This is a genomic window from Bradyrhizobium sp. USDA 4504, from assembly GCF_054063995.1.
On record NZ_JBSSGV010000001.1, the window covers coordinates 7,772,398 to 7,796,257 of the forward strand.

Here is a 23,860-nt window from a genome sequence, read left to right on the forward strand (position 1 = left end):
TTCGCCGGGACGACATCGAATGTGTGGCGGGATGGCGGGGCAGCTAATGCTCGTCGTCCCGGACAAGCGAAGCGCGATCCGGGACCCATAACCACCGAAGGCTGTTGTGATGGCAGGCTGGGGCCCCAGCCTTTGCGCCACAAGCATTTGTGGTTATGGGTCCCTGCTTTCGCCGGGACGACATTGAATTTGCGGTGGCCGCGTCCATCAACCAACGCCCTACATCCGCATCACCGCCTGCCGGTCGATCTTGCCGGTGCCGGTCTTCGGCAGCTCGTCGATGAATTTGACCTCGCGCGGATATTTGTACGGCAACAGCCTTGTCTTGACGTAGTCCTGCAGCCGCCGCGTCGCTTCGGCTGTGTCGAAGCCGGCCTTGTTCATGACAACCACGGCGCGCAGCGTCATGCGCCGGTCCGGCAATTCGGCGGCGTAGACGGCGCATTCGCGGACGTCGGGGTGATCGGCGAGGCAGAGCTCGACCTCCAGCGGATAGACCCACTGGCCGGAGATCTTGATCAGATCGTCGGCGCGGCCGCGGAAGAAGTGGAAGCCGTCGCTGTCGCGCATGAAGCGGTCGCCGGTGTAGATCCAGCCGTCCTCGCGCACGGTCTCGGCGGTCTTGTCCGGCCGGTTCCAGTACAGCGGGGTCGCGGAATCGCCGCGCACCCACAGGATGCCTTCCTCATTGTCGCCGACCTCGCGGTCATCGCTGTCGCGCAGCATGATCTCGTAGCCGGGCACGCGCAGGCCGGCGGCGCCGAGCTTCTTTTGTTCCGCGCGGTTGCTGAGATAGACGTGCAGCACTTCGGTCGAGCCGAGGCCTTCGATGATCTCGAGCCCGGTGAGCCGCTTCCAGCCGTTGAAGACGTCGGCTGACAGCACTTCGGCGGCCGAGACCGCCATCCGCAGCGAGGAGAAATCGGCGGTGTCGGCACCTTCAGCCTTGGTCAGGGAGATGTAGAGCGTCGGCAGGCCGAAGAACACGGTCGGGCGATATTGCCCGATCGCCGCGAAGATCGCGGCCGGTTTCGGCTGGCCCGGCAGCAGCAGCGTCGCGGCGCCGACGGAGAATGGAAACGTGATCGAGTTGCCGAAACCGTAGGCGAAGAAGATCTTCGGCACCGAGAAGCAGATGTCGCCGGGCGAAAGCTTCAGCACATTGCGGGCAAAGGCGCGCTCGCTATAGGCCATGTCGTGCTGCAGATGCACGATGCCCTTGGGACGGCCGGTCGAGCCCGACGAATACATCCAGAATGCCATCTCGTTGCGGTGCGTGTCGGCCGCGTCGAGCTCGGTCGGAAACGCTTGCAGCCAATCAGCGGCCTCGCGCGTTTCGGCAGCCGCGTGATCACCGGCGGCGCCGTTGACCACCACCAGCGTACGCAGCGGCGTGTCCTTGCAGGCTTCCGCGTTGAAGCGCGCACAGAATTCCGCATCGGTGACGGCGACCTGCGCGCCGGCGTCGGACAGGTAGAATTGCAGCAGCTCGGGCGTCGTCAGCGTGTTGATCAAGAGTGGCACGAAGCCGGCACGCACCGCGCCGAAGAATGCCGCGGGATAGGCCGGGGTGTCGTCGAGAAACAGCAGGATGCGGTCGCCGCGCTGCAGTCCAAGCGACCGGAAGGCGTGGCCCCAGCGTGCGGCCTCAGCGCAGAGCTCGCGATAGGTCCGCGTGCCGGCCGGGCCGGTCAGCGCCAGGCGCTCGGCATTCCCGTTGCCGAGATTGTCGAACAGGATGCAGCTCGCATTGTAGCGCTCGGGGATCGTAAAGCCGATCTCGCGCGCACCGGGATTGTCCAGCGGAACCTGGTCGGCGATCCCGGTCATGATTGTCCCTTTGCGGCTGCGTAGCGGGCCATGAAGGCGGGCGACATCGCGCGCAGCCGCGCGTCGTCGATCCGGCCGGAACGGGTGATGTAGCTGTAGGCGAAATCCATCAGGTCGAGCGTCATGTGCGCGGGGAAGTGCTCGTACCAGTCGGCGCTGGTCCGCGCCGCGGTGACGAGCTTCTTCACGATTGGCTTGCGCTCGCTCTCGTAGCGGGCAAGCGCGGCGCCAATGCCGCTCTCGGTCTCCAGCGCCTTGGTCAGCGCAATCGCATCCTCGATCGCGAGCCGCGTGCCCGAGCCGATCGAGAAATGCGCCGAATGCAGCGCATCGCCGATCAGCACCATGTTGCCGTGCGACCAGCGCTCGTTCCAGATCCACGGGAAATTGCGCCACACCGATTTGTTCGAGATCAGCCGGTGGCCGTCCAGCGCCGCGGCGAATATATCTTCGCAGATCGCCTGCGACTCTTCGATGCTCTTGTCGGCGAAGCCGTAGGCCGCCCAGGTCGCCGCGTCGCATTCGACCAGGAAGGTGCTCATGTCCTTCGCATAGCGATAGTGATGGGCGTTGAAGCTGCCGCGCTCGGTCGCCACGAAGGTCTGCGACAGCGTCGCGAAGGTCTTGGTGGTGCCGTACCAGGCGAATTTGTTGGTGGAATGCGAGACCGAGGCGCCGAAGGCGGACTCATAGCCGCGGCGAACCATCGAGTTCAGCCCGTCGGCGGCAACGATCAGGTCGTAACCCCTGAGCTGGTCGACCGATTGCACCACGGTGTCGAAGCGTGGCGTGACGCCCGTGCTGCGGACCCGCTCCTGCAGGATCGTCAGCAGCGCCAGCCGGCCGATCGAGGAGAACCCGACGCCGTCGATCTCGACGCTCTTGCCGCGCAGATTGAGGGTGATGTTCTTCCAGCTCTCCATAAGCGGGGCGATGGCGTCGACCGTCTCAGGGTCGTCGGCGCGCAGGAAGTCCAGCGCCTGTTCGGAGAACACCACGCCGAAGCCCCAGGTGGCGCCGGCCGCGTTCTGCTCGAACAGGTCGATCTCGGCGTCGGGATGACGCTTCTTCCACAGATAGGCGAAATAGAGCCCGCCGGGCCCTCCGCCGATCACGGCGATCCGCAACGTCTGCCTCCCAGATTGACAGTGTACTTACAATTTGGCTCCAGACTAATCGCCCTCCGGCGGGAACGCCAGAGGGAAAATGCGTGCAGCGACTAGCCGCGTGGGGCCGAAGGGTTCAGTAGCAGCGGCGGGCCTTGACCCCGTCGACCCATACCCAGCGGCAGCCGGCGGCGACGGGTTTGCGGGCGACGACCGCACCGTTGGGACCGGCGCAGCCGGCGCGGTAGACGCCGCGCGCGCAAACGACCGCATTGGCGCCGAAGGACTCGAAGGTCATGGTCGCGGCAAAGGACAGCAGGGCCGCGGCGATCAGCAATATTGAACGCATGAAAATTCCCTCTCCCGGGTGAGGCATGGTTGGCCTGCAGGTGGCAACAAGGTGCTGCGGTTCCGTGCCCGGCAAATCGCCGGGCACATGTCGTCTCACCGCCCGCGCGGCTATTTCTTTTCCGCTTCCGCCAGCACCTTCTTGCAGGCGGGCGCCAGCTTGTCGCTCTGCTTGGCGAGACAGGCGATGATGCGGCCGCCGCCGGGCGTCACGCTTTTGCAGAACTTCTCGTAGTCGCCCATGCAGGCGTCGCGTTGCGCGGTGGTCAGTTCCTGCGCGTAGACAGCGGTTGCGCCGCAAAGCAGCGCGGCGGTCAGGACGATACGCAGCATTGTTTGCTCCCTTCTCCGGTTTCTAGCGTGACAACAGGATTACCGCGCTGCGAACGGCGCCAACACATCGCGGCACGCCGGCGACAGCGAGCCGGCATTGGTCGCAAGGCACTGCACGATCCGCCCGCCGCCCGGCTGGACGCCGCCACAGATCGAGCGGACGTCGGCGCCGCAGGCCGAGCGCAGCACGAACAGCTCTTCGCGCGGTCGCAGCGGCCGCAACGCGATCACGGCCGGCGCCGCGGCTGGTGCTGTCGTCGCTGCAGCGCCGGCGGCCGGCGCGGCGGCGCCGCCACCAGCGGCGGCGACGGCCTTCTCGCAGGCCGGCGAAAGCTTGCCCTTGTTCTTTTCGAGACACTGCAGCGCCGCCGCGCCGCCGGTCGGCACGCCCGCGCAAACCTTGGGATAATCGGAGCGGCATGCGCTGCGGATCGCGGAGATCTGCGTGTTGGACGGCGTCCCGGCCGCCTTCGGTGCGGCGGCTTCGGTGGCGGGCTTGGCCGCTGCCGCGGGAGCAGCTTCGGTCTTGGCCGCCGCGGGCGCGGAGTCTGCCTTCGGTGCGGCGGCCGGCGCTTCGACGGCCTTCACCGCGCTGGCGCAGCCCGCGCCGAGGCTTGCCATGTTCTTCTGCAGGCATTGCAGCGAGGCTTCGCCGCCCGGCGGTACGCTGGAGCAGTGGGCGATGTAGTCGTTGCGGCATTGCGACTTGATGGCGTCGCGCTGCGCCTGGGTCGGCGCCTGCGACAAGGCCGGTGCGGTGCTCATGGATGCTGCAAGCGCAAGACATGCGGACAGCTTCGTTGCTCGTGTCAACGCATTGATCATCTGAATTAATCCTCTGGTCGCGCCGGATGTCTCCGGCTCAACTGAACTGAGTTCTGAAAAAGTCTTGTTGTAGCAACCTCGGCGAGCGGCATCATTTTCGCTTTCGAGTTCCGCTGCAAGCGGATTGTTGCTATGGATGAAGCAGGCGGATTTTTTGCCCGTCACGAGATCTTTAAATTTAGTCATTTGAATCGAGGCTCGGAAATGAGGCATGCGCGCGCGTCAGCACATTTCGGTCGGAGCAGTTTTGTGCGGCTGCGAAATGCACCGCTTGCGCGCATCGCGTTCGTCGTATCGGCCTTCGTCAGTTTAAGTGCCTGCGAGCAAAACAGTTTTGTTGCGCCGCCGCCGCCCAAGGTCGAGGTTGCGCCGCCGGTGCAGCGCGCCATCACACGTTATCTGGACGCCACCGGAAACACCGCGCCGATCCAGACCGTCGATCTGGTCGCGCGCGTGCAGGGCTTCCTGCAGGCGATCAACTATCAGGACGGCTCCTTCGTGAAGGCGGGGACCACGCTGTTCACGATCGAGCCGGAGACCTACAAGCTGAAGCTGGAACAGGCGCAGGCCGCAGAGGTCGGCGCGCAGGCGACGCTGAAGCAGGCCGAGCTCGACTTCAAGCGGCAGACCGATCTGGTGCAGCGGCAGGCGGTCTCGCAGGCGACCCTTGATACCTCGACCTCCACCCGGGACAACGCCCAGGCCAGCCTGCAGCAGGCCCAGGTCAACACCAGGATCGCGGCGGTCAACTACGGCTACACCAACGTGGCCGCGCCGTTCGACGGCATCGTCAGCAATCACCTGGTCTCGGTCGGCGAACTGGTCGGCGTGACGTCGCCGACGCAGCTTGCCACCATCGTGCAGCTCGATCCGATCTATGTGAATTTCAACGTCAACGAACAGGACGTGCAGCGCGTGCGGGATGAAGCGCGCCGTCGTGGTCTGACGGTCAACGAGCTCAGGCAGTTGCCGGTCGAGGTCGGCCTGCAGACCGAGACCGGCTTTCCTCACAAGGGCAAGCTTGACTACATCTCGCCGACCCTCAACCAGTCGACCGGCACGCTCGCGGTCCGCGGCGTGTTCGCAAATCCGGACCGGACCTTGCTGCCCGGCTTCTATGTCCGCGTTCGCGTGCCGTTCGACAAGCAGGACAACGCGCTGCTGGTGCCCGACGTCGCGATCGGCAGCGACCAGGCCGGCCGCTACGTGCTGGTCGTCAATGCCGAGAATGTGGTCGAGCAGCGCAAGGTGACGACCGGCCCGCTCGATGAGGGGCTGCGCGTCATCGAGAGTGGCCTGAAGCCGGATGACCGCATCGTGACCGCCGGATTGCTGCGCGCGATCCCCGGGCAGAAGGTCGATCCGCAGGTGCAGAAGGCCGACGCGGCGCCGACAGCCGCCAAATAGGACGCACGCGCCATGATCTCGAAATTCTTCATCGAGCGCCCGGTCCTTTCCAACGTCATCGCGATCCTGATGATCCTGATTGGCGGCGTGGCGCTGTACAATCTCGCGGTCGCGCAATATCCCGACGTGGTGCCGCCGACGGTACAGGTGACGACGCGCTATCCCGGCGCCTCGGCCAAGACGGTGGTCGACACCGTGGCGCTGCCGATCGAGCAGCAGGTCAACGGCGTCGAGGACATGCTGTACATGCAGTCCTACAGCGGCGCCGACGGCACCTATACGCTGACGGTGACCTTCAAGATCGGCACCGACCTCAATTTCGCGCAGGTGCTGGTGCAGAACCGTGTCTCCAGCGCGTTGTCGCAGCTGCCGACCTCGGTGCAGAACCAGGGCGTCACGGTCCAGAAGCGGTCGACCTCGATCCTGCTGTTCGTGACGCTGACCTCGCCGAACAAGACCTATGACAGCCTGTTCCTGTCGAACTACGCCACCATCAACATCCGGGACGAGCTGTCGCGCCTTCCGGGCGTCGGCAACGTCACGGTGTTCGGCGCCGGGCAATATTCGATGCGGGTCTGGCTCGATCCGAACAAGCTGCAGGTGCGCGGGCTGGTGCCGCAGGACGTCATCCAGGCGATCCAGCAGCAGAGCCAGCAGGTCACCGCCGGCCAGGTCGGCGCGCCGCCGACGCCGGCGGGCCAGGCGTTCCAGTACACGCTGAACGTCAACGGCCGGCTCGACGACAAGAGCCAGTTCGAGGACATCATCGTCAAGACAGGCAATGTCGGCGACGTGACCCGGGTCCGCGACGTCGGCTGGGTCGAGCTCGGCGCGCAGACCTACAGCCAGATCTTCTCGCTGAACCAGAAGCCCGCGACCGGCATCGGCGTGTTCCAGTCGCCGGGCGCCAATGCCTTGCAGGTCGAGAAGGCCGTCGAGAAGAAGATGGCGGAGCTCGCCAGGCAGTTCCCGCAGGACATCAAATACGACACGCCGTTCGACACCACCAAATTCGTCAACGCCTCGATCGAGGAGGTCTACAAGACCCTGTTCGAGGCCGGCCTGCTGGTGCTGGTCGTGATCCTGGTCTTCCTGCAGGACTGGCGGGCGATGCTGGTGCCGGCAACCACCGTGCCGGTCACGATCATCGGCGCGTTCGCGGCCATGGCGGCGCTCGGCTTCACCATCAACCTGTCGACGCTGTTTGCGATCGTGCTGGCGATCGGCATCGTGGTCGACGACGCCATCGTCGTGGTCGAGGGCGCGGCGCACAATATCGAGCGCGGCATGTCGGGCCACGACGCCGCGATCAAGGCGATGGACGAATTGTTCGCGCCGATCGTCGGCATCACGCTGGTCTTGATCTCGGTGTTTTTGCCGGCGGCGTTCCTGCCCGGGCTGACCGGGCGAATGTACGCGCAATTCGCGCTCGTGATCGCCGCCACCGCGCTGCTCAGCGCCGTCAACGCCGCGACGCTGAAGCCGACACAATGCGCGCTATGGCTGCGTCCCCCCGCGCCGCCCGAGCAGCGCAATTTCTTCTATCGCGGCTTCAACGCGGTCTATGATCGGCTCGAGCGCGGCTACACTCGGCTGGTCAGCGGCATCGCCGGGCATGCCAAGACCTCGGTCGCTGTTGCGCTTGTCATCATCGGGCTTGCCGGCTACGGCCTGTCGCGGGTGCCGACCGGATTCATTCCGATCGAGGACCAGGGCTATCTGCTCGCCGCGGTGCAATTGCCCGACGGCGCGGCCCTCGACCGCACCCAGCACGTGCTCGACGAGGTCACCAGGATCGCCGGCAAGACCCCGGGCGTCGACCAGGTGGTCTCGATCGCCGGCATCTCGGCGCTCGACAATTCCTCGAGCCTCGCCAATGCCGGCGTCGCCTATCTGATCCTGAAGGACTGGAGTGCGCGGGGGCCGGGCGAGGATCTGCGCTCGCTGGTCTACGGGCTCAACGACAAGCTCGCGGTGATCCCGGAGGCGCGCATCCTGGTGATCCCGCCGCCGCCGATCCAGGGCATCGGCAACGCCGCCGGCTTTGCCATGCAGGTCGAGCTGCGCGACGGCAATGCCGACTACGGCAAGCTGCAGGCGGTCACGGGGGCGATCGTGGCCAATGCACAGACCCAGAGCGCGCTGCAGCGGGTCCAGTCGTCGTTCCGCTCGATGGTGCCGCAGTTCGACGTCGACGTCGATCGCATCAAGACGCAGACCCTGCACGTCACCCCCGACCAGATCTTCGCGGCGCTGTCGTCCTATCTCGGCGCCAGCTACGTCAACCAGTTCACCAAGTTCGGCCGCACCTTCCAGGTCTATACCCAGGCCGAGGCACAGTACCGCCTGAGCCTGCGCGACATCGAGAACATGATGGTGCGCAACAGCAACGGCGACATGATCCCGCTCGGCACGGTCGCCAAGATCACGCCCTCGATCGGACCGTCGCTGATCAGCCTCTACAACCTCTATCCGTCCGCCTCCATCATCGGGCTGCCGGCGCAGGGTTACTCGTCCGGCCAGTCGATGGCGCTGATGGAGGAGATCGCGGCCAAGACGCTGCCGCCCGGGTCGGGCTTCGAGTGGACGGCGATGTCGTACCAGGAGAAGGAGGTCGGCAGTCAGATCTACTACGTGTTCGCGCTGGCGCTGCTGCTGGTCTATCTCGTGCTCGCCGGGCAATATGAGAGCTGGTACGCGCCGATCTCGGTGATCCTGGCCGTACCGCTGTCGCTGCTCGGCCCGACGCTGGTGCTGCTGAGCCTGAATATCGAGAACAACCTCTACACCCAGATCGGCACCATCTTGCTGATCGCGCTGTCGGCCAAGAACGCGATCCTGATCGTCGAGGTCGCGCTGGAACGTCATCTGCGCGACGGACGGTCGGTGCTGGATGCGGCGATCGACGCGGCACGCGCGAGATTCCGGCCGATCCTGATGACGTCGTTCGCCTTCATCCTCGGCGTGCTGCCGCTGGTGATCGCGACCGGCGCCGGCGCAAACGCCCGCAAGTCGATCGGCATCACCGTGTTCTCCGGCATGATCGCCTCGACCTGCCTCGCCGTGCTGTTCGTGCCGGCGTTCTTCGTCGTGGTGCAGAGTTTTGAGAACTGGCGCAAGGCGAAGAAAGGCAAGACGGCGCCGCAAGCCGCTCCACAGGCGTCGGGCACGGCGCATTAGGTCTGCGCATTCAAACCTATCACCGTGCCCCTGAGAGGCCGTGAATGGATGACTCTCGATGACGCAACATACTCGATGTCGTCCCGGCCTAGTGCGCAATTGCGCACGGGAGCCGGGACCCATAGCCACCGAAGGTCATTGTTGCACGACGCTGGGGTCACAGCTTTCTAACGACTCAACCCTGTGGTTATGGGTCCTGGCTTTCGCCGGGACGACGAGGGGAGAGATTGCGCTGCATCCCCGTCACCCTGAGGAGGCCGCGAAGCGGCCGTCTCGAAGGGGCGACGGCCACCAGCCGGGCCGTGCATCCTTCGAGACGCGCTACGCGCTCCTCCAGCGACAAAGGCGAAGCCTTTGCGCGGGGATGACGGGTTCGGAGATGTTCCCCGCCTACACCTTCACCATGCGCTTGCCGCGATTTTCGCCGGCCAAGAGCCCGATCAGCGCCTGCGGCGTGTTCTCGAGGCCGTCGATCACGTCCTCCTGCACCTTGAGCTTGCCCGAGGCGACCCAGGACTGCAGGTCGGCGAGTGCGGCGTCGCGCTGGTCCATGTAGTCCATCACGATGAAGCCCTGCATGATCAGCCGCTTCACCACGATCAGGCCGGGCACGCCGCGCGGGCCGTGCGCGGAGGGGACGCCGTCATATTGCGAGATCGCGCCGCAGCAGGCGATGCGGCCGCGATTGTTCATCTGCGCCAGGCAGGCTTCCAGAATGTCGCCGCCGACATTGTCGAAATAGACGTCGATGCCCTTGGGCGCCGCCGCGCGCAGCGCCTTGTAGGTCGCGCCGTCCTTGTAGTCGACCGCGGCGTCGAAGCCGAGCTCGCTGGTCAGCCAATGGCACTTGTCCTTGCCGCCGGCGATGCCGACGACGCGGCAGCCCTTGATCCCAGCGATCTGGCCGACGATCGAGCCGACCGAGCCCGCGGCCGCCGACACCACCACGGTCTCGCCTTCCCTGGGCTTGCCGACGTGGAGCAGGCCGAAATAGGCGGTCAGGCCGGCAACGCCGTAGACGCTGAGCAGATGCGTCATCGGCTCGAGCTTCGGCATCTTTGCCAGGTGCTTGGCGGGCACGGCGGCATAATCCTGCCAGCCGGTGTCGCCGAACACGATGTCGCCGGGCTTCAGGCTAGAATCCTTCGACGAGATCACCTCGGCGATGCTGCCGCCGGCCATCACGGTGTTGGCTTCCACCGCAGCGCGGTAAGTGGCGCCGTGCATCCAGGCGCGGTTGGCGGCATCGAGCGAGATGTAGCGCGTCCGCACCAGCGCCTCGCCGTCCTTCGGCGTGGGGATCGTCCCCGTGGTCAGACGAAAATGCTCGGGGCCAAGCTTGCCGGTCGGCTTTTCGACAAGCAGGATCTGGCGATTGACGGTGTCGTTCATTGGCGGTGTCTCCCCCTTTGCCTTCGCTTTGCCTTCCCTTGGCGTTGGTCGTTTCGCATGCAAATTGACCGCGACGCGCGCAGCGCCTTGCACAGATTGTGCGCTGCATGAACGCTAGTCCGCGCGCTGGCATTCCACAACGGGAACGTTTCGGCAAAGTCCCGCTGGACGCGAAGCGTGTTGCGTAGCTGCGTAAATCTGCCACACTTGCCCTCCGCCGGGAACTGACGGGGGTAAGAGAATGTCCAGCAGGTTTACGCAGTATATCCTGATTGCGATGGTCCTTGGCATCGCGATGGGGACGATTGTCTTCAACTACTTTCCTGACAGCCGTGCCGAGATCGCAGCAGACGTCAACCTGATCGCGATGCTGTTCCTGCGTCTGATCAAGATGATCATCGCGCCGCTGGTTTTCGCAACCCTCGTCGGCGGCATCGCCCATATGGGAAGCGGCGCCAAGCTCGGCCGCATCTTTGCCAAGACCATGGGCTGGTTCGTCTCCGCCTCCTTCGTCTCGCTGCTGCTCGGCCTCGTGATGGTCAACCTGCTGCAGCCCGGCGCCAACTTCCCCGGCACGCTGCCCGACAAGGCGCAGTCGACCGGACTGCCGGTGTCGGCGTTCTCGATCGAAAAATTCCTCACCCATCTGATCCCGACCTCGATCGCGGACGCGATGGCGCAGAACGAGATTCTGCAGATCGTCGTTTTCGCGGTGTTCTTCGCGGTCGCGCTCGGTGCGATGCCTGAACGGGCCAAGCCGATCATGAGCCTGATCGACGACCTCGCGCACATCATGCTCAAGGTCACCGGCTATGTGATGCTGTTCGCGCCGCTCGCGGTATGGGCCGCGATCATGGCGACCGTCTCGAAGAACGGCCTCGGCGTGCTTTGGAAGCTCATCGTCTTCATGGGCGGATTCTATCTCTCGCTCCTGATCCTGTGGGGCATCCTGGTCGTCGTCGGGTTCATCGTGATCGGGCCGCGCTACAGCCATCTTTTGCGGCTGATCCGCGAGCCGCTGATGATCGCGTTCTCGACCGCCTCATCGGAGGCGGCCTATCCGAAGACGCTGGAGGGGCTGAACAGGTTCGGCGCCTCCTCGCGCATCTCGGCCTTCGTGCTGCCGCTCGGCTATTCCTTCAACCTCGACGGCACGATGATGTACTGCACCTTCGCGAGCATCTTCATCGCGCAGACCTACCATATCGAGATGTCGCTCGGCACGCAGCTCGCGATGCTGGCGACGCTGATGATCACCTCCAAGGGCGTCGCCGGCGTGCCGCGCGCGTCGCTGGTGGTGATCGCCTCGACGCTGGCGCAGTTCAACATCCCCGAGGCGGGCCTGCTGATGATCATGGGCATCGACACCTTCCTCGACATGGGCCGCAGCGCCACCAACGTGATCGGCAACTCGCTGGCGACCGCCGTGGTCGCGAAGTGGGAGGGTGAGTTGAAGCCCGAGCACGAGCTCGGGCCCGACGACGCGGTGCCGCAGGATGCGGTGCCCGGCGCCGTGATGGCCGGCCATTGACGGGAGGCATGCATGCACCGCGCCCGCTGGAGGCCGATACGGGCTGAGGCGCCTCTCCTGTCGACACGCCTGCTGTCAGCTTGTCTGCTGGCGGCAAGCCTGCTCGCCGCACCGGCGTCCGCACAGCCGGCGGTCGAGGGGCTCAGCCCCACGCTCGCCAACATCAAGGCCACGCACACGGTGCGGATCGGCTATCGCGAAAGCTCGCCGCCGTTCTCGTTCCTCGATCACTCCAACCGGCCGATCGGCTACAGCCTCGAGCTGTGCGATGCGATCGTCGAGGAGATCGGGACCGAGGTCGACGACGCCAATCTCAAGGTCGACTACGTCAAGGTCACCTCCGACGACCGCATTCCGGCGGTCGTCGACAAGAAGATCGACCTTGAATGCGGATCGACCACGGCGAATGCCGAGCGCGGCAAGCAGGTCGCATTCTCGCCGCTGATGTTCGTGGCCGGCACCAAGCTGATGGTGCCGAAGGCCTCCGGCGTCACCCAGGTCGCCGACCTGAAGGGCAAGACGGTGGTGGTGACCAAGGGCACCACCAACGAGCAGGCGATGCACAATGTCGACGCCAAGCAAAAGCTCGGCCTCAACATCGTCACCGCCCCCGACCACGAGCAGTCCTACCAGATGCTGGTGGACGGCAAGGCGGATGCGTTCGCGACCGACGACATCCTGCTCCACGGCCTGATCGCGCGGCACAAGTCGCAGGACAAATTCCGCGTCACCGGCGACTACCTGTCCTACGATCCCTACGGCATCATGTACCGCAAGGGCGAGCCGCAGATGAAGGACGTGGTCGAGCGCGCGTTCCGCAGGCTGGCCTCGAACCGCGACATCGTCCCGCTCTACAACAAATGGTTCGTCGCCCGGCTGCCGACCGGCGAGAAGCTGAACGTCGCGCTGTCACCGCAGCTCGAAGAGGCCTTCAAGGCGCTCGACGATTCGCCGGGCGGGTCGAACTAGCCGCGAATTTAGGCCTCTCCCCTTGCGGGAGAGGTCGGAAAGCCCGGTGCGCGCCGTTCACCGCCAATAACGCCGCGACAAATCCAGGCACTGCCGGACCCAGTATCCGTTCACATGGATCAACTGGCATGTGCTCGGAGGCGGCTCCTTGATGATCGGGTAGCCGTGGATGTCGATATTCGTCGGCGCCGTGACGCCGCGCCAAAACACCGCGTTGGCGGCCGGAGGATTGAAGGCGGCGGCGAACGCCGCGAGTGCGACGAAGCTCAAAAGAAGTTTGCGCATAATCTGTTTCCGGATCAATCAATGCACGGAAGCGTACTCCCTTGCGCAGGATGAGCAAGGCGCTGAATCGATCAAAATGACGGTCAGAACTTCGGTGCCGGCTGTACCGCCGCCCCCGCGTCAGCCGCCGCGAACCGCCATGCATGCGAGGGCAACGATGCCGACCGCCGCCAGAACAACCATGACCTGGAAAACCGCGCGCCCAAGAATCGCTCCCATCAAAGCTCCGTCGATCCGGCGGGATCTTCCTTCGAGTGTCCACGCGCCGCGATCTCTGGAGCATCATCGGCAGGCAAGATTCGGCTGTTGCGGTCTGCGAACTCGTCGCTTCACCGGCTAATGTCGTTCGGCGACGATTCGATCGACCTGTTGCTTCAGCTCTGCTTCCATTTCGGAAATGACGTCGTGCGGCAGGCGAGCGCGGAGCGGATCGGTCGTCTCGTGCTGCATCCTGGGCCGCTTGGCGAGCGCGGGTCGTTTAAGCGCCTGATCCTCGATCAATCGTCGAGAGGACGCATAGCCTGTCGCGCCGGCCGTCACGTTAGTCCCGTGGGATTCGCAAGGATCCTGATCCGACTGCACAACGTTCTTCATGAGCTCTGCCTCCTGGCACTATCTCGCAAGAATTCCCTTGCTCAGGCCCGAACCATTCGGCTCGTCCGGCTTGTCGCCCATCGATGACGCTGAAACCTGCAAAGTTGTTCCGCACGGAACCTGCAAGGTCTGCCGGAACAGTCCCTCATGAAGCGGGAACCAGAACCATCAGCGTCCTCGATCATTAACTCTGGTTGATCGTTCGGAGGTCGCCATGGCTTACGCGAGACCAATTCGTCAAATAGCAATTGTGGTCGAAGACGACACGATCCAGCGCGACATGATTGCGCTGTTGTTGGAAGAAGGCCATTTCGACGTCATCCAGTGCGAAGACGCCGAGACGGCAGCGCTGGCCATCAAGATGCGTCATCCGTCGCTGGTGGTTACCGATATCAAGCTCATGGGCAAAATGGATGGCGTCGAGCTTGCACGCTTGGCCGTCGATTGCGACCCGGGCGTGCGCGTTATGGTCATCTCGGGCCGGCCCCCGGACAGCGCGCTGCCTGAGGGCGTCAAGTTTTTCGAGAAGCCGGTTTATCCACCCATGCTGCTGCGAGAGCTGGCGTCGTAGATCTCGCCGACGGGTGGCCCATGCAAGACGATCCCGAAATCGATTGGCACCGGGAGCAGATTGCGAAGAACCGGGAACTGATCGCGGAATTGCAATCCGGAAATACGGCGGGGGCTGACGTGTTTCCAGAGACGCAAGCCGAGATCGATCGTCTCACGGCACAGATCGAGCAATCGGAATTGATCGTCGCCGCCTATGAAAAGGAGCACCCGCAAGACTGATCGGGCGCACACAGTGCAGGATCGCGCCGGCGAGCCCGCGTCGTCGGGCAGGGAAATGCTACGCGAACACTTCGTCCAGCGCCGCCGAATACGCCGCCTCGACCAACGCCGGATGCCGGCGCCCCAGCGCTTCCATCTTCACCCCGGTGTTCACCTCGAGGATTTTCCACGCGCCGTCCGTGCGCACGACGTCGATCGAGGCGAAGCGGATGCCGACGGCTTGCGCGGCCTTGACCGCGAGCGCGACGCAGGCCTCGCGCATTGCGTCATCGGCGAGCAGCACGGGCTCCGCGCCGGCATCGAGGTTGTGCCGCCAGTTCAGCAGAAGCCGTTCGCCGGCGGGCGGAACGGCGTCGAGCGCGGCGGCATCGAAATCCTCGGTGATGGTCTTGAGTTGCTCGGCCGTCGCGCTCGCCTGCGCCAGCGCGCGCAGCGACTGGATGCCGTCGCCAGTCACCGACGGGCGCGCCTTACCGTAGACGGTCAGCGCGCGCGCATCGAGCAGCACGACGCGCACCTCGTCCACGATCTCGACATAGGGCGAGATGGCGAGACTTGGATGTGCGGCAAGGACGCGCGCGACCGCGGTCTCCAATTGCGCCCGCGTCGTCACGCGGAACACGAGCTCGCCGGAGGTCCCCTCATTGGGTTTGATGACGAGCCCCTGCGGATGCTGCTCGAGCAGACGCTGCATCGCGTCCAGCGAGTCCGATCCCGGGATGTGCTTGCTGAGCTTCGCGCCCAAAAACAGCGTATGCGGAATGACGGGGACGCCGGCCGATGCCAGCACGTCCGCGCAGGCCGATTTGTCGTTGGCGACCTGATGCGCGACCGCGCTGTTCAGCCCGACGTCGTAGCCGATCGCGAGCCGCCGCGCGTTGCCCTTGGTCATGGTGACCAGCCAGCCGCCGGACCGCACCTCGACGGCAATCGCGTGCGCCAAACAATATTTTTTGATGGTTTCCAGGAAGATTCGCTGGCTGATCAGGACCACGAGATCATTTTCCCTTCACCGCGGTTTTTGTAGCAATTAATTGCCAGATCGATGCCGATCTCAGCAAGTAAATTACGTACAGCGCCACGTGTTAACGATGACTTCGTTGAACCTCTGCGCGAAATCGAACGACTGCCATTCTGAGATCGCAATTGCACGCCAGTTGATCTTGACTATCTCCTGCATTGGCGCAATGGACACGCGAGATCTTCAGTGATTTCGGCCACTTCCGCGCCGTCGCGAGCCGTCTAGAAATCAAACCATTCTAATTCTGGTCAGTCGAGAAAACGAAAACCCATGAGCGCGTTCTATCGAGAGAAAGTTCTTTCCGTTCAGCACTGGACCGATACGCTTTTCAGCTTCCGGGCGACCCGCGATTCCGGTTTCCGCTTCCAGAACGGGCAGTTTGCCATGATCGGCCTTGAGGTCGACGGCAGGCCGCTGCTGCGCGCCTATTCGATGGCGAGCGCCAATCACGAGGAAGAGCTCGAGTTCTTCTCGATCAAGGTGCAGGACGGCCCGCTCACCTCCAAGCTGCAGAAGATCCGCGAGGGCGACACCATTCTGGTCGGCCGCAAGGCGACCGGCACGCTGATCACCGACAACCTGATTCCCGGCAAGCGGCTGATGCTGCTGTCGACCGGCACCGGCCTCGCCCCGTTCGCCAGCCTGATCAAGGACCCCGAGGTCTATGATCGCTACGATCAGATCCTGCTGGTGCATGGCTGCCGTCAGGTCTCGGAGCTCGCCTATGGCGAGGAGCTGGTCGCCAAGCTGCGCGACGACGAGCTGTTCGGGCCGCTGCTGTCCGAGAAGCTCTCGTACTACCCGACCGTGACGCGCGAGCCGTTCCGCAACCGCGGCCGCATCACTGATCTGATCACCTCCAACCAGCTGTTCAGTGACCTGCATCAGGGCCCGCTCGACATCGAGACCGATCGCATCATGATGTGCGGCAGCCCGGCGATGCTGGAAGAGCTGAAGCAGCTGTTCGAGACGCGCGGCTTCAAGGAAGGCAGCGGCAACACTCCCGGTCACTTCGTGATCGAGAAGGCGTTCGTCGAGCGCTAACCGGTGTCGTCCCGGGCAAGCGAAGCGCGACCCGGGACCCATAACCACCGTTGCTGATTGGACGAAGGCTGAGGCCCCACCGGGCTTCAGCCTTTTGCATTTGTGGTTATGGGCCCCGGCCCCGTGCGCAATTGCTCACTAGACTAGGCCAGGACGACGATGGTGTTTGTAGTGCGCACCATTGCCACGCTGCTATAACGCCCCCAACGCCGCGCGGCCTTTGCGCGAACGCGGCGATTTGGGAGCAGAACCTTGTCCATCACCGATCCGGATGCACCGAAAACCGCCTTTGTGTTTGCCGGCGGCGGCAGCTTTGGCGCGATCCAGGTCGGTATGCTGCAGGCGCTGGCCGCGCATGGCGTGGTTGCCGACATGGTGGTCGGCTCCAGCGTCGGCGCACTGAACGGCGCGTTCTACGCCGGCGACCCGACGGTCTCGGGCGTCGCGCGGTTGGCCGAGATCTGGCGCGGCCTCAGCCGTCAGGACGTGTTTCCGGTGACCTGGCGGACGCTGGTGAGCTTCCTGTGGCGGCGTGACTTCCTGATCCCGCATGACGGCGTCCGCAAGCTGATCGACGATAACATCCCGTTCCGCAATCTCGAGGACGCGCGGATCCCGATCCACATCGTCACCACAGACATCATCAGCGGCGACAGCGTGGTGCTGTCGGAAGGTTCGACAGCGGAGGCGATCGTCGCGTCGACCGCGATCCCGGGCGCGTTCACGCCGGTGCACTACCGCGATCGTTTCCTGGCCGATGGCGCGATCTCCAGCAACACGCCGGTCCGCGTTGCGGTCAGGCACGGTGCCAAACGCCTGATCGTGCTGCCGACCGGGCATGCCTGCGCCAACCAGGCGCCGCCGGTCGGCGCGCTCGCCAATGCCCTGCACGCGCTGACGCTCCTGATCGCGCGGCAGCTCGTCAACGAGCTTGAGAACATCGGGCCCGATGTCGAGTACTTCGTGGTGCCGCCGCTCTGCCCGCTGGTCGGCTCGCCCTACGATTTCTCCCGGACCTCGGATCATATCACGCGGGCGCTCGACACCACCAACGCCTGGCTCGACGGCGACGGTCTGAAGCCGGGCCACATCCCGCACGAATTGCAGCCGCACGAGCATTAGGCGAACGGTGCTCTCTCCTCATCTCCTCTGCGAGCGCACTCACATGCGCGGGTGATGACACCGCGTGGTGCGACGCCTCGAATCGAGAACCATCCCCATCGTCGTCCCTGCGAAAGTGTTTGGTCCCGTATGATTGGCGAGGGCCCGCATTGGGGCCTGGTAGCGGAGGCATTTGAGCCTGGTTCGATTATAGTCGTGGACGAATTTGGCGATGAAGGTGTCTCGATCGGCGTGATCGATGAAGGTCCGCCGCGGCGTATGGGTCCCTGCTCCCGTGCGCAATTGCGCACCAGGCAGGGATGACGGGTTGGAGGAGCCCGCAGATTCACATCACGATTTCGGGATAATAGAATAATGCCGCTGATTTGCCCGACGTGTCAAGGTGCCTGGTCGAGCGCAGGCGTCGCCGGCTCCTTTGCATGGGGTTGTTTTCGATATTTTGGCAGCGCGCCCTGCGACGGCAGGTTATCGCATGCGCTCCCCTTCGTTGCAGTGCAAAAGTCGATTTCGTTTTAGTTTGACCGGTATCCGCACCCGCCCATTCGGGCGGTTGTCACATCTGTGACTGCTCGGCCGTATAACCGTAGTGCACTTGTTCCGCGAGTTGGATTAGGCTCGCGGCCGACAGGTCATTTGGGCAGACCGGAGGAATTTCATGGATACAGTGCTGCTTCCGTTCTCGCCGCGCTTCATCGTGCTGACCATCTGCGCCGTCGTCACCGCGCTCCTGCTGCTGGTTGGAATTTTCGATCACAAGGTCTTCAGGATCGTCCTGATCCCGCTGGTCATCTTCGGCGCGCTGACATTGCTCGGCATTCGCGACCTCACCCAGAAGAACCACGCGGTGCTGCGCAACTACCCGATCTCGGCGCATGTCCGCTTCCTGCTCGAGGAAATCCGCCCGGAGATGCGGCAATATTTCTTCGAGAGCGAGAAGGACGGCATGCCGTTCTCCCGCGACACCCGCGCGGTGGTTTACCAGCGCGCCAAGATGGTGCTCGACAAGCGGCCGTTCGGCACCCAGGAGGACGTCTATCGCGAGGGCTATGAGTGGATGCACCACTCGGTGGCGCCGAAGCCGAGGGCCGACCAGAAATTCCGCATCACCATCGGCGGCCCCGACTGCACCAAGCCGTATTCGGCCTCGGTCTTCAATATCTCGGCGATGAGCTTTGGCGCGCTCAGCCCGAACGCGGTGCGGGCGCTCAATGCCGGCGCCAAGAAGGGCGGCTTCGCCCACGACACCGGTGAGGGCGGCGTCAGCCCCTATCACCGCGAGATGGGCGGCGACATCATCTGGGAGATCGGCTCCGGCTATTTCGGCTGCCGCAACCGCGACGGCACCTTCAATCCGGATCTCTTCGCAAGCGTCGCGGGTGACGACCAGATCAAGATGGTCGAGCTCAAGATCAGCCAGGGTGCCAAGCCCGGCCATGGCGGCGTGCTGCCGGCGGCGAAGGTTTCCGAGGAGATTTCCAAGATCCGGGGCGTACCGATGGGCGAGGACTGCATCTCGCCGGCCTATCATAAGGCGTTCTCGACGCCGCTGCAGATGATGGAATTCGTCGCCCGGATGCGCCAGCTGTCCGGCGGCAAGCCGGCCGGCTTCAAGATGTGCATCGGCCATCCCTGGGAATTCCTGGCGATCTGCAAGGCGATGCACGAGAGCGGGCTCTATCCCGACTTCATCGTGGTCGACGGCAATGAAGGCGGCACCGGCGCCGCGCCGCTCGAGTTCATGGACCATCTCGGCATGCCGATGCGCGAGGGCGTCAATTTCGTCCACAACGCGCTGGTCGGCATCGGCGCGCGCGATCGCATCAAGATCGGTGCCTCCGGCAAGATCGCGACCGCCTTCGACATGGCGCGCGCGATGGCGATCGGGGCCGACTGGTGCAATTCGGCGCGCGGCTTCATGTTCGCGCTCGGCTGCATCCAGTCCCTGAGCTGCCACACCGATCGCTGCCCGACCGGCGTCACCTCGCAGGACCCGATCCGCAACCGCGCGCTCTATGTGCCCGACAAGATCGACCGCGTGTACAACTACCACCACTCGACCCTGCACGCGCTGACCGAGCTGCTCGCCGCCGCCGGCCTCGAGCACACCAAGGAGCTGCGCCCGATCCACTTCTCGCAGCGGAGTTCGACCACCGAGGTCTCTTCCTTCGCCGAGCTCTATCCGACGCTGCGCCCCGGCGAGCTGCTCGAAGGCACCCAGGACCGCCGCTTCCGCGACGCCTGGGCGATGGCGCGCGCGGATTCGTTCCAGCCGGCGGGGTAGGGGGCGGCAAATCCGTAGCCCGGATGAAGCGCAGCGCAATCCGGGACCACTCTCTGTGCGGATCGACCGATCCCGGATTACGCTGCGCTCCATCCGGGCTACGCTCATTACGTACCAGCGGACGCGCCGAACCATTTGGTCAGCGCCTCGGTTAGGCCGGCCTGCGTTCGCTCGCCAACCCACGCCACGTAGCCATCGGGCCGCACCAGCACCGCGATCGGGGCCGAAACCCTGCCGTGCGCGGGAAGCTCCCATGCGCCGCGATACTCGGCATCGACCAGCTGAACCCGGTCGGTCCATCCCGCGATGGCGATGCCGCCGGGCTCGCCGAAATTCAGCAGAACCGGCCGCGCCCGGTGCAGCAGCGCGAAGACCTGCATCGGGCCGTCGGCCGTGACCAGATCGAGATCGGGCATGCGGCGTCCAAGCAGCGGATGGCCGTCGCCAAGATCGTAGTGAAGATCGAGGCCGGACATCATCGCGGCAAAGCATTTGCGCGGCACGTCCATGCGCAGAAGGTCGGAGACGATCTCGTTCAACGCCTTGGTGCGCGGATCGGTGCGGTTGAGCGCGACATGCGCCATGGTGTTGCGCAGCACGCGGGCCGCCACCGGATGCCGTTCGGCTTCGTAGGTGTCGAGCAGGCTGTCCGACGCGATCTGCTTGACCACCTGGGCCAGCTTCCAGCCCAGGTTCACCGCGTCCTGCACGCCGATATTGAGGCCCTGGCCGCCCATCGGTGGATGCACATGGGCGGCATCGCCGGCCAGCAGCACGCGCTGTTTGCGGTAGGTCACGGCCTGCCGGGTCATGTCTGTGAAGCGCGAGATCCAGCCCGGACTGTGGATGCCGAAATCGGTGCCGTACGCGGCGACCAGCGCCTCGCTGACGTCGCGCAGGGTCGGCTCCCGGTCGGTGCCGAGTTGCCGCTCGGCCAGCACCAGCCGCACCCGCCCGCCAGCGTCCGCCTTGCCGATCGCCGAGGTGCCGGTGTCGTGCTGGCGAAAGCCCCATTCCGGCTCGCCCGCCATCTCGGCCTCGGCAATCAGCCAGCTTGTGGTCGGATCCCACCCGGCGAATTCGATGCCGGCCGCTTTGCGGACGAGGCTCCGGCCGCCGTCGCAGCCGACGAGATACTGTGCCCGGAGCAATTGGCCATCCGACAGTTCGACGTCGACGCCGGCGTCGTCCTGCGTGAAGCCGGTCACGTCGCGCGCGCGGATAATCGGCACCGCCAGTTCGCCGACCCATTCGCCGAGCAGGCGCTCGATATGGTTCTGCCGGAGCCCCAGCGTGAAATTGCGCCGGGTCGGAAAGTCGGTGATCTCAAGCGGAACCAGGTGCGAATGGAACAGCACCGCCGGATGGCGCGTTCCCAGCGCGACGAAGCGGTCGCCGATGCCGCGCTGATCGAGCACCTCGATGGTGCGCGCGTGCAGGCCGCCGGCCCGAGCGCCGATCAGGTCCTCCCCCGCACGCCGCTCGACAATCGCAACATCTATTCCCGCCAGCGTCAACTCGCCCGCCAGCATCAGCCCGGTCGGACCTCCGCCGGCAATCACGACAGCATGTTCCCGCATCCCGCACTCCCTCCGTTCGATTGGGCGCGCGTTCTACGGGATGACCCCGGGCTTGCGGCAAGCCCGGGGGGTCTACATATATCTGAGTGGGGAGAGGGCGTTTGCCCTATCGAACCAATTCCGAGACATCATTGACAAGAACGGCGCGGCAAGTTTGCTGTCGTCCCGGCGCAGGCTGGGACCCAGAGATGGCGCGTTCAGAACTCGCCGTGGATGCGGCCGGAGAAGATGTGCACCGGGCCGCGGTCGGCGTTGTAGGCGGGGTTGGTGATGAACTGGTAGTCCGCGGTCAGCGTCAGGTTCTTGTTCACCTGATAGGCGTAGTAGGTCTCGAAGATCCGCTCCGGGCTGTAGTTCAGCGCGCCGTCGCCGATCAGCAGGCCGAGGCCGCCGGCGGCAAGGTAGTCGCGATGCGCTGATGACAGCCCGTTGATCGCGCCGCCGATGCCGATCGTGTCGTTCGCCCGTCCCCACCTGCTGCCCTTGATCGACAGGCCGCCCGACACGCTGCGATCGACATCGGTGAACGACAGGATCTCGGTCCGGCCGTCGTTCCAGCTGAGGCGGCCGAACAGGCCGACATCCTTTGCGATCTGCTGCTCGCCGTTCAGATAGAAGCCGTATTTCAGATTGTCCTTGCGGATGCCGGCCATCACGTCGTTGATGTCGAGCCCCGGATTGGCGTCCTCGATCGCGAGCGCCCGGGCGTAGTTGCCGGTGTTGCCGCGGTTGCCGAACACGCCGACGCGCAGCTTGCCGGGCTGGTCGAAGATCGAATAGCGGCCCTCGAATTCCACCACGGCGCCGCCGGTGTTGAACACCAGAACGTCGCTGTTCGGTGCGTTCGGCACCTGGAACACGCCGGCGCGCACCGCCCAATCCTTGCGGTTGAGCTCGACCACGGCGCCGCGGGTGTAGCCGGGCAAGTCGGCCGGGAAGTCGTAGGCGGCGGACGCCCACATCGCCCAGTTCATGAAATCGGCGCGCGGGTCCTTGGCGTAGGAATTGCCGTCAAAGAAATCGCCGACCGCAAAGCGCCCGACCACGAGCGTGAGTCGATCGATGTCACGCTTACCGGCGATCTGGTTCGGGCCGTCGGCGACGTCTTCCTGCTCGCCGCCGAAGCCGAAGGTCTGCTTGAAGTAGTAGCGCTGCGGCCGGATTTTCGGGAACGGCGCGCCGGCCTTCTGGGCTTCGCCGTTCGAGAAGCCGGCAAGGCCGAGCGTGCCGTTGAGGCCAAAGCCCTGCGCGGTTTCCGGGTTGAAGTAGAACTCGCCGCCTTCCCAGAGCCGCACGCCGAGAAACGCCGTCGTGGTCCAGGTCTGCTGCAACTGCCCCGCGCCGGGAAGGCTGTTGGTGCCGGCATAGGGCGAGCGGAAGGACGGATAGGTCTGCGGCAGCAGCGTCGTCTGGCCGTGCACGCTCCAGTCGCTCGATTCGGGCAGCGCGGTGCGCGTCGGCGTTGCCGACCACGGCGAATCGCCAAGCTGATAGTTGAGGCCGAATTTCAGCAAATGGATGCGCGGGTCGATGCTGACGCCGGGCAGGCCGAAATCATTGAGGCCGAGCGTGCGGCGCGACAGGTCGACATAGTCGTATTCGACCTTGGCGGTCCAATTGCCGCTCACCGCGAATTCGGCGCCGGCGCCGACGGTCCAGCCGGTCTGGTACTGCCCGGGCTCCGAGATCACCTCGCCCGCGGCATCGTTGACCCGAACCTGGCTGTGGCCCCAGGCGAAACCGCCGGTCACGTAAGGCATCCAGGTGCCGAAGGAGTAGCCGGCGCGGCCGCGCAGCGTGCCGACATAGTCGATCGACGAATTGAAGGGGCCGAGCACCCGCCGCGGCAGGTCGGTCGGGCCGGTGAAGGTCGCATCCGCCTCGATGCCGAGCACGAAGCGGTTGGCGAACTCCCTGTTGTATCCGACCTGGAAGCCGCCGATCCCGCCGGTGATGGTGGGCGGAAAGAACACGCCCTGTTCCAGGATCGGATTGGTGCCGGGGCCCAGCGTGCCGTCGCCATAGCCGACATGGGCGCCGACATAGAATCCGGTCCAGCTGTAGACCGCCCTGGCGGCGGGGGATTTGAGGGCCAGATCGGCCGCGGTCGCCGGCGCGCCGAAGGTTGCCGCACCGAGCGCTGCGCCGGCGGCGATCTGGACCCGGAAGAGGCGGACGCAGGTCATGACGCGGCTTTCCGCGAACGAGTGGCGGTTTCGC

The 23,860-nt window shown here is 64.8% G+C and carries 20 protein-coding genes; 9 read left to right on the forward strand and 11 right to left on the reverse strand.

Annotated features, from left to right (window positions below; all coding sequences use genetic code 11):
- Nucleotides 1–219: 219 nt before the first annotated feature.
- The 5 genes from ACVMB1_RS36360 to ACVMB1_RS36380 all read right to left on the reverse strand — a co-directional run bounded on the left by ACVMB1_RS36360 (nucleotide 220) and on the right by ACVMB1_RS36380 (nucleotide 4,442).
- Complete coding sequence (locus ACVMB1_RS36360; RefSeq protein ID WP_076832746.1) at nucleotides 220–1,830, reverse strand: benzoate-CoA ligase family protein; 1,611 nt, start codon at nucleotides 1,828–1,830, stop codon at nucleotides 220–222.
- Entirely contained in the window at nucleotides 1,827–2,957 is a 1,131-nt protein-coding gene (locus ACVMB1_RS36365; RefSeq protein WP_076832743.1) for an FAD-dependent monooxygenase, read from the reverse strand. Before ACVMB1_RS36365 ends, ACVMB1_RS36360 begins: the two co-directional genes overlap by 4 nt.
- Before the next feature lie 115 nt (nucleotides 2,958–3,072).
- Nucleotides 3,073–3,285, reverse strand: a complete 213-nt coding sequence (locus ACVMB1_RS36370; RefSeq protein ID WP_076832741.1) for a hypothetical protein — start codon at nucleotides 3,283–3,285, stop codon at nucleotides 3,073–3,075.
- 110 nt (nucleotides 3,286–3,395) lie between these two features.
- A complete protein-coding gene (locus ACVMB1_RS36375) occupies nucleotides 3,396–3,617 on the reverse strand; it encodes a cysteine rich repeat-containing protein (protein WP_028336261.1) in 222 nt (73 codons plus the stop codon).
- Nucleotides 3,618–3,656: 39 nt separating this feature from the next.
- The gene (locus ACVMB1_RS36380) at nucleotides 3,657–4,442 is read right to left on the reverse strand and encodes a cysteine rich repeat-containing protein (protein ID WP_076832738.1); all 786 of its coding nucleotides are present in this window, start codon (nucleotides 4,440–4,442) and stop codon (nucleotides 3,657–3,659) included.
- Nucleotides 4,443–4,691: 249 nt separating this feature from the next.
- Between ACVMB1_RS36380 and ACVMB1_RS36385 the strand changes: the two genes are divergently transcribed.
- Nucleotides 4,692–5,849 (forward strand): efflux RND transporter periplasmic adaptor subunit, encoded by a 1,158-nt coding sequence (locus tag ACVMB1_RS36385; protein ID WP_057020182.1) that lies wholly within the window; start codon nucleotides 4,692–4,694, stop codon nucleotides 5,847–5,849.
- Between the two features lie 12 nt (nucleotides 5,850–5,861).
- Nucleotides 5,862–9,029, forward strand: a complete 3,168-nt coding sequence (locus tag ACVMB1_RS36390) for an efflux RND transporter permease subunit (protein WP_076832735.1) — start codon at nucleotides 5,862–5,864, stop codon at nucleotides 9,027–9,029.
- A gap of 390 nt (nucleotides 9,030–9,419) precedes the next feature.
- On the opposite strand, the gene ACVMB1_RS36395 is transcribed toward ACVMB1_RS36390, so the two are convergent.
- Nucleotides 9,420–10,421, reverse strand: a complete 1,002-nt coding sequence (locus ACVMB1_RS36395; protein ID WP_057020132.1) for an NADP-dependent oxidoreductase — start codon at nucleotides 10,419–10,421, stop codon at nucleotides 9,420–9,422.
- A gap of 241 nt (nucleotides 10,422–10,662) precedes the next feature.
- On the opposite strand from ACVMB1_RS36395, the gene ACVMB1_RS36400 reads away from it, so the two are divergent.
- Both ACVMB1_RS36400 and ACVMB1_RS36405 read left to right on the forward strand, forming a co-directional pair.
- Nucleotides 10,663–11,952: a dicarboxylate/amino acid:cation symporter gene (locus ACVMB1_RS36400; protein WP_057020131.1), complete on the forward strand. Its 1,290-nt coding sequence runs from the start codon at nucleotides 10,663–10,665 to the stop codon at nucleotides 11,950–11,952.
- 12 nt (nucleotides 11,953–11,964) lie between these two features.
- Entirely contained in the window at nucleotides 11,965–12,921 is a 957-nt protein-coding gene (locus tag ACVMB1_RS36405) for an amino acid ABC transporter substrate-binding protein (protein WP_076832732.1), read from the forward strand.
- Nucleotides 12,922–12,978: 57 nt separating this feature from the next.
- Here the strand turns inward: ACVMB1_RS36405 and ACVMB1_RS36410 are convergent, their stop codons facing one another.
- Complete coding sequence (locus ACVMB1_RS36410; RefSeq protein WP_028337614.1) at nucleotides 12,979–13,206, reverse strand: hypothetical protein; 228 nt, start codon at nucleotides 13,204–13,206, stop codon at nucleotides 12,979–12,981.
- A 336-nt stretch (nucleotides 13,207–13,542) separates the two neighbouring features.
- Nucleotides 13,543–13,800, reverse strand: coding sequence for a hypothetical protein (locus ACVMB1_RS36415; RefSeq protein ID WP_158074232.1), 258 nt, complete (start codon nucleotides 13,798–13,800; stop codon nucleotides 13,543–13,545).
- Between the two features lie 214 nt (nucleotides 13,801–14,014).
- Between ACVMB1_RS36415 and ACVMB1_RS36420 the strand changes: the two genes are divergently transcribed.
- Nucleotides 14,015–14,371 carry a response regulator gene (locus tag ACVMB1_RS36420; RefSeq protein ID WP_076832727.1) on the forward strand — a complete coding sequence of 119 codons (357 nt, stop codon included), beginning with the start codon at nucleotides 14,015–14,017 and terminating at the stop codon, nucleotides 14,369–14,371.
- A 20-nt stretch (nucleotides 14,372–14,391) separates the two neighbouring features.
- Nucleotides 14,392–14,592, forward strand: a complete 201-nt coding sequence (locus tag ACVMB1_RS36425) for a hypothetical protein (RefSeq protein ID WP_076832724.1) — start codon at nucleotides 14,392–14,394, stop codon at nucleotides 14,590–14,592.
- 58 nt (nucleotides 14,593–14,650) lie between these two features.
- Here the strand turns inward: ACVMB1_RS36425 and ACVMB1_RS36430 are convergent, their stop codons facing one another.
- Nucleotides 14,651–15,586 (reverse strand): ATP-grasp domain-containing protein, encoded by a 936-nt coding sequence (locus tag ACVMB1_RS36430; protein WP_076832721.1) that lies wholly within the window; start codon nucleotides 15,584–15,586, stop codon nucleotides 14,651–14,653.
- A gap of 297 nt (nucleotides 15,587–15,883) precedes the next feature.
- Here ACVMB1_RS36430 and ACVMB1_RS36435 point away from each other — a divergent pair, with 297 nt between their 5' ends.
- The 3 genes from ACVMB1_RS36435 to ACVMB1_RS36445 all read left to right on the forward strand — a co-directional run bounded on the left by ACVMB1_RS36435 (nucleotide 15,884) and on the right by ACVMB1_RS36445 (nucleotide 20,060).
- Entirely contained in the window at nucleotides 15,884–16,657 is a 774-nt protein-coding gene (locus tag ACVMB1_RS36435; protein WP_076832718.1) for a ferredoxin--NADP reductase, read from the forward strand.
- Between the two features lie 252 nt (nucleotides 16,658–16,909).
- Nucleotides 16,910–17,779, forward strand: a complete 870-nt coding sequence (locus ACVMB1_RS36440) for a patatin-like phospholipase family protein (protein ID WP_083715165.1) — start codon at nucleotides 16,910–16,912, stop codon at nucleotides 17,777–17,779.
- A 655-nt stretch (nucleotides 17,780–18,434) separates the two neighbouring features.
- On the forward strand, nucleotides 18,435–20,060 hold the full coding sequence (locus ACVMB1_RS36445; protein WP_076832715.1) for an FMN-binding glutamate synthase family protein: 1,626 nt from the start codon (nucleotides 18,435–18,437) through the stop codon (nucleotides 20,058–20,060).
- Between the two features lie 107 nt (nucleotides 20,061–20,167).
- Here ACVMB1_RS36445 and ACVMB1_RS36450 read toward each other — a convergent pair whose 3' ends face one another.
- Both ACVMB1_RS36450 and ACVMB1_RS36455 read right to left on the reverse strand, forming a co-directional pair.
- Nucleotides 20,168–21,640, reverse strand: coding sequence for an FAD-dependent monooxygenase (locus ACVMB1_RS36450; RefSeq protein WP_076832712.1), 1,473 nt, complete (start codon nucleotides 21,638–21,640; stop codon nucleotides 20,168–20,170).
- A gap of 197 nt (nucleotides 21,641–21,837) precedes the next feature.
- Nucleotides 21,838–23,826, reverse strand: a complete 1,989-nt coding sequence (locus ACVMB1_RS36455; RefSeq protein ID WP_076832709.1) for a carbohydrate porin — start codon at nucleotides 23,824–23,826, stop codon at nucleotides 21,838–21,840.
- Nucleotides 23,827–23,860 lie beyond the last annotated feature (34 nt).